Consider the following 6,242-nt stretch of genomic DNA (forward strand, 5'->3'; position numbering starts at 1 on the left):
GGGGGGCAGGCGTGGGCGGGGGTGCCCCGGCCCAGCGGGGGGCGGGGGCGGCCGCGTAAGGGGCCGCCCGAAGCGGTGAGCAGCAGCCGGCGCACGCCGCCGCGGCTGCCGTCGCCCGGCAGGCACTGGAAGATGGCGTTGTGTTCGCTGTCGATGGGCAGCAGCAGGGCGCCGCCCTCGGCCACGGCCTGCACCAGAAGGTCGCCCGCCACCACCACCGATTCCTTGTTGGCCAGCAGCAGGCGCTTGCCGGCGCGCGCGGCGGCCAGCGTGGACGCCACGCCGGCGGCACCGACGATGGCGGCGATGACGGTGTCGTTGGCCGGGTCGGTGGCCACGTGGATCAGCGCCTGCGGCCCCGCCAGTGCCTGCGTGGGCAGGCCCAGCGCGCGCAGCCCGTCGCGCAGGGCGGGCAGGGCGGCCACGTCGGCCACCACGGCTGAATCGGGACGGAACCGGGCGCAAAGCGCCAACAGTTCGTCCACCCTGGCATGGGCGGTGAGCGCGCCGATGCGGAACCGGTCGGGGTGGCGGGCCACGACGTCCAGCGCCGAGCCTCCAATCGAACCCGTGGCTCCCAGCAGCGCGATGGTTTTCAAAGGCCCAGCCATGCCTTGCCGACGACGAACACCGGCAGCGCGGCCATCAGGCTGTCTATCCGGTCCATCAGGCCGCCGTGACCGGGCAGCAGGGTGCCGGAATCCTTCATGCCCGACTGGCGCTTCATCAGGCTTTCGAACAGGTCACCCACCACCGAGATGGCGGCGGTGGCCAGGGTCAGCAGCGCCAGTGCCGGCAGCGACGACCAGGCCAGGCCCAGCAGCGGCAGCACCAGGGCGGCCAGCAGCACGCTGGCGGCCAGGCCACCCACCACGCCTTCCCAGGTCTTGCCCGGGCTGATGCTGGGGGCCAGTTTGCGCTTGCCAAACTTCGAGCCGGCAAAGTACGCACCGCTGTCGGCGGCCCACACCAGCCCCAGCGCGACCAGCGTCCAGCGCGCGCCCAGCGGATCTTCCGAATGCAGCCAGCCCAGCGCGCACCACGCCGGCACCACGCACAGGCTGCCGGCCAGCAGCTTGAAGCTGCGGGCGGCATGGTTGTCGCGCGAGCCCAGGCCGGGGCGCGCCAGCCAAAGCAGCACCAGGCCCCACCAGACCACGCCGACCAGGCTGGCCACCTTGAGCGTGAACAGGCCCGGGCCGCCGCCCCAGACCAGCGCCACCATCAGCAGCGCATTGGCGGTAAGGAACATCAGCCGTGCGGGCTTTTCCTCCAGCCCGGCGAACGAAGTCCATTCCCAAAGGCCGGCCAGCATCAGCGCCGCCACGGCCGCGGCCAGCCAGGGCGTGGGCAGGAACAGGACCGCCAGGATGGGGATGGGCGCCAGGATGAGGGCGGTGGTGACGCGCTGCTTGCGGCTCATGCGGGGCTCCCGGCCACTTGGGCGCTGGTCAGGCCGAAGCGACGCTCTCGGTCGGCGAAGTCGGCCAGGGCCGCGTCGAGTACCGACGCATCCAGGTCAGGCCAAAGGGTTTCAGTGAACCAAAGTTCGGTGTACGCCATCTGCCACAGCAGGAAGTTGCTGATGCGCAGGTCGCCGCCGGTGCGGATGAACAGGTCGGGTTCGGGCAGGTCGGCCAGGCCAAGGCGCGAGTGCAGCATCGCCTCGTCAATGGCCGCCGGGTCGATCTTGCCGGCCGCCGCTTCCACGGCCAGCTGGCGGCAGGCCTGGGCGATGTCCCAGCGGCCGCCGTAGCTGGCGGCGATGGTCAGCACCAGACTGGAATTGCCGTGGGTAAGCCGCTCGGCCGCGGCCATCCGGAGGCGCAGGGCTTCGGGAAAGCCGGCGCGGTCGCCGATGAACGCCACGCGCACCCCGCGCCGCTGCAGTTCATCCACCTCCGAGTCGAGCATGCGCAGGAACAGTTTCATCAGCGCGCCCACTTCTTCCTGCGGACGGTTCCAGTTTTCGCTGGAGAACGCGAACAGGGTAAGCGCCTGTATGCCCTGGGCCAGGCAGTAGTCGATGCACACCTGCACCGCTTTCACGCCGGCCCGGTGGCCCAGCGTGCGCGGTCGCTGGCGGCGTTCCGCCCAGCGGCCATTGCCGTCCATGATGACGGCCAGGTGCCGGGGTTTCCTTGGCGCGGGCGAGGGCGACGACATGCCGACGGCGAGGCTCAAACCGCCATCAGTTCCTGTTCCTTGGTGCGCACCACTTCGTCCACGTCCTTGACGTGCTTGTCGGTGAGCTTCTGGATCTCGTCTTCGCAGCGGTGCGCTTCGTCCTCGGTGACCTGCTTGTCCTTCAGGAGTTCCTTCACCTGCTGGATGGCGTCGCGGCGGATGTTGCGGATCGAGACCTTGGACGTTTCACCTTCGGCGTGCACGTGCTTGGACAGTTCCTTGCGGCGCTCCTCGGTGAGCGGCGGCAGGTTGATGCGGATGGCGGTGCCGGCGGTGTTCGGGTTCAGGCCCAGGTCCGAGGACAGGATGGCCTTCTCGATGGCCGCGACCATCCCCTTTTCCCACGGCGTGATCAGCAGCGAACGCGCATCGGCGACCTGCACGGTGGCCACCTGCGACAGCGGCATGTCCGAGCCGTAGTAGTTCACCTTCAGGTGGTCCACCAGCGCGGTGCTGGCGCGGCCCGTGCGCAGCTTGGTCAGGTCCTGGCGGAAACCGTCCACGCTCTTGGTCATCCGGGTGGTGGCGTCTTTCTTGATATCGGTAAGCATCGCGGGCTCCGCAGGCAATCCAGGCAATCGATGATTATAGACGCTGGCGGCGGGGGGCGCTCAGGCGGCGACCAGGGTGCCGAGGTCTTCGCCCTGGACGATGCGCATCAGGGCGCCGGGCTGCATCATGTCGTAGATGCGCAGCGGCACCTGGTTGTCGCGGCACAGCGCGAACGCAGCGGTGTCCATCACCTGCAGGTTGCGGCTGATCACGTCGTCGTAGCTCAGGCGGGTGAAGCGCTTGGCGCCGGGGTTCTTCTTGGGGTCCGAGTCGTAGATGCCGTCCACCTTGGTGGCCTTGAGCAGCAGGTCGGCGCCGACCTCGCTGGCGCGCAGGGCGGCCGCCGAATCGGTGGTGAAGAAGGGGTTGCCGGTGCCGGCCGCGAACAGCGCGATGCGGCCCTTTTCCATGTGGCGGATGGCGCGCCGGCGGATGTAGTCCTCGCACACCTCGTTGATCTTGATCGCGCTCATCACCCGGGCGAAGCCGCCCTGCTTTTCGATGGCGTCGGCCATGGCCAGCGCATTGATCACCGTGGCCAGCATGCCCATGTGGTCGCCGGTGACGCGGTCCATGCCCTTGGCGGCCAGGCCGGCGCCGCGGAAGATGTTGCCGCCGCCCAGCACCAGGCCGATCTCGGCGCCGGCCCGCTGCACGGCCACGATTTCGGCGGCCAGGGCCTTGATCACCTCGGGGTCGATGCCGTAGTCCACGTTCCCCATCAGCGCTTCGCCGGACAGCTTGAGCAGGATTCGGCGGTACTTGATCGGGGGCGTGTGCATGGGGCTCTCCAAAGGCGGGCAAACGCCGGAATTCTATCCGATCGGAGGCGTCCACGTGGCACCCGCATGACGCTGCCCGGCGGGCGGCGCATGTCCCTTGAGCCGATCGGTCGCCTTTGTGCGCCCCTTGCTTCAAGGACGCGGTGATCGGCCCTTGGACGGGCCAACTGACGCGTTCGAAACCGTTTCTCAGTTATGGGAGCACATCACCGCCAGGCGTTCCGCCCGCCGGGGAAGCGTGCATCAGGGGGCCTCATGATCAGATTACCTTTCCGGGGGGTACGCGGTGCGACCGCCTTTGCCTGCCTGGTCTCGCTGTTGCTGTTGTCCGCCGGGGCGCTGGGGGCCGAAATTGACGCGCCGTCACCGACTCGACTCGAGCCGGTGTCCGCACCGCCCGGGACCGCGCCGCTGAGGGTGGGCGCGCCCTTCGAACTGCAGCTGGTCAAGCGGCGAGCTGACCAGCCAGCCGTCGACGAGGTGCTCGACTGGACGCTGGAGGACCCCGAATCAGGCGAACTCGATGTCCTGGACGCCAGGACCCGCGCGGGCGCCGAGGGCGTCGAGGCGGGATCGGGGCGGGCGCGATTTACGCCTTCCCGCCCGGGCACCCACGGCATCCGGGTGCTTTCGCTCGATGACCCGGCCTGTGTCGGCGCCGACTGTCGCATGGTCGCCCATCGTTTCGAGTTGACGGCACAAGCTGCCGATCTCGCGCCTGCGGACGCGTCGTCCGCAGGCGGCCACCGCAACCTGGCGCTCATTGCCGCCGGCGCCGCCGGCGCTGCGGCGGTTGCCAGCAGCCTGGGCTCCAGCGGCGGCCGGGGTTCGGCGCGCACGCTGGCGATCCTGTCGGGCAACGGCCAGGCCGGCCTGGCGAATACGGCGCTGCCGCAGCCGCTGACCGTGCTGGCCCTGGACGGCGGCGGCCCCGCCGCGGGCGTTAGCATCCAGTGGGTCGCCAGCGGCGGCGCCACGCTGTCGGCGTCCGGCGCCACCACCGGCGCCGACGGTCGGGCCAGCGTCAGCGTCACGTCGCTGGGCGCGGGCCCCGGTCCGGTCAGCGTGACCGCAACGCGGGCCGACCAGCCCGGCGCCAGCGTGCCGTTCACGCTGGCGATCAACATCGCCGCGCTGGACAAGGTGTCGGGCGACCTGCAGGACGCGCCCGTGGACACCACCACGGCGGCGCCGCTGGTGGTGCGCGCGTTGCTCAACGGCGCGCCCCAACCGGGCGTGACCGTGCAGTGGCAGGTGCTCAGCGGCAACGGCACGATCAGCGGCGCCAGCGCGGTCAGTGATGCCAACGGCCTGGCGCAGGCGTTCGTGGACGTGGGTCCGCTTCCGGGGACGGTGACGGTACGGGCGAGCCGCGCCGACTCACCCTTGTTGAACCAGGTGTTCACCGTGAACGCCCTGGAGCTGCGCGACCTGGCCATCGCTGGCGGCAGCGGCCAGAGCGGCGCGCAGAACGCGGCGCTGCCCTTGCCGCTTACGGTGCTGGCCACGGACAGCGGCCTGGGCGATCCGGGCGTCACAGTATTCTGGTCCGCCACCGGCGGCGCCCTGCTCAGCGCGGCCAGCACGATCACCGACGCGGGTGGCTTCGCGTCCGTCACCGTCACCAGCATGGGTTTGGGGCTCGATCCGGTCACCGTGACGGCGTCCCGCGCCGACCAGCCCACCCTGAGCGTGGACTTCACGATCAACGTGACGCCGCCGTCGCTGGCCCTGGTGGCGGGAGACGGCCAGGTGGGTCTGTCCGGACAGCCGGGTTCGACGCCCCTGCAGGTTCAGCTGCTCAACGGTGACAGCCAGCCTTTGGCGGGCCAGACCGTGTCGTGGATGGTGGTGTCGGGCTCGGCCACGCTCAACGCCCCGGTTTCAGTCACCGACGGCGCGGGCAACGCCAGCGTCGGCTTTACCTATGGCACCACCCCCGGCCCGGTGGTGATCCGCGCGTCGGCCTTTGCCAATGCCGTCAGCGTCACCGCCAACGCACAGGGTTTGCCGCCCGGCAGCATCGGGTCCGCTGGCGGGGACGGCCAGACCGGCAACCCCGGTGACGTGCTGCCGCTGCCGCTGGTGGTGCAGTTGGTGGATCCCGCACCCGACCTGTCCGGTGTGCCGGTGACCTTCACGGTGCTGTCGGGCAGCGCCACGCTGGCACCCAGCCTGGTGCTCACCGATGGGTCGGGGCAGGCCAGCACCATCGTCACCCTGGGGCTGACCCCGGGCCCGGTGGTCATCCAGGCGACCGCACCCGGCGGCGTGGTCACCCAGTTCAATGCCAACGTCGCCGGCACCCTGGTGGTGACCGGCATCACCGCCGGCAGTGGCGACGCCCAGACCCTCACGCCCGGCGTGGCGTCGGCGCCGATGGTGGTCGAACTGATCGGCAACGGCGTCCCGGTGGTGGGCGAAACGGTGGTGTGGACCACTTCGGCGGGCACGCTGGCCAGTCCGACCACGGTCACCGACGTCAATGGCCGCACAAGCAACACCGTCACCGTCACGGGCGCCGGCACCACGGTGGTGACGGCCAGCTTCCCGACCTTTGCCGCTTTCGTTGGCTCCAACATCACGTTTACCCATACGTCGGGACTGGCGGCGCTGCCGGCACTTTCAGTCAATGAAGTGTCGGTGGCGGAGGCCCTGGACGCGGCCTGCGCGCTGCTGCAGACGTAGGGGGCCCAGACCCCCCCCCCCCCAGACCACGGC

Annotated in this window: 5 protein-coding genes and 1 pseudogene; 1 reads left to right on the forward strand and 5 read right to left on the reverse strand. The window is 70.3% G+C overall.

Annotated elements, in window-relative coordinates; all coding sequences use genetic code 11:
- From K0M70_RS03280 to pyrH, 5 genes and pseudogenes are all read right to left on the reverse strand, one after another.
- Positions 1 to 611: pseudogene (locus tag K0M70_RS03280) on the reverse strand (1-deoxy-D-xylulose-5-phosphate reductoisomerase); the annotation flags it as partial.
- Complete coding sequence (locus K0M70_RS03285) at positions 596 to 1,423, reverse strand: phosphatidate cytidylyltransferase (protein ID WP_290779247.1); 828 nt, start codon at positions 1,421 to 1,423, stop codon at positions 596 to 598. The pseudogene K0M70_RS03280 and the gene K0M70_RS03285, both read right to left, overlap by 16 nt.
- On the reverse strand, positions 1,420 to 2,166 hold the full coding sequence (uppS, locus tag K0M70_RS03290; RefSeq protein WP_290779259.1) for a polyprenyl diphosphate synthase: 747 nt from the start codon (positions 2,164 to 2,166) through the stop codon (positions 1,420 to 1,422). The genes K0M70_RS03285 and uppS overlap by 4 nt, the downstream gene beginning before the upstream one ends.
- A gap of 14 nt (positions 2,167 to 2,180) precedes the next feature.
- The gene (gene frr / locus K0M70_RS03295) at positions 2,181 to 2,738 is read right to left on the reverse strand and encodes a ribosome recycling factor (protein WP_290779250.1); all 558 of its coding nucleotides are present in this window, start codon (positions 2,736 to 2,738) and stop codon (positions 2,181 to 2,183) included.
- A 60-nt stretch (positions 2,739 to 2,798) separates the two neighbouring features.
- Positions 2,799 to 3,521, reverse strand: a complete 723-nt coding sequence (pyrH, locus tag K0M70_RS03300; protein ID WP_290779252.1) for a UMP kinase — start codon at positions 3,519 to 3,521, stop codon at positions 2,799 to 2,801.
- 255 nt (positions 3,522 to 3,776) lie between these two features.
- On the opposite strand from pyrH, the gene K0M70_RS03305 reads away from it, so the two are divergent.
- Positions 3,777 to 6,209, forward strand: coding sequence for a hypothetical protein (locus tag K0M70_RS03305; RefSeq protein WP_290779255.1), 2,433 nt, complete (start codon positions 3,777 to 3,779; stop codon positions 6,207 to 6,209).
- Positions 6,210 to 6,242 lie beyond the last annotated feature (33 nt).

The organism is Arenimonas sp. (assembly GCF_019459675.1).
Taxonomy (GTDB): Bacteria; Pseudomonadota; Gammaproteobacteria; order Xanthomonadales; family Xanthomonadaceae; genus Arenimonas.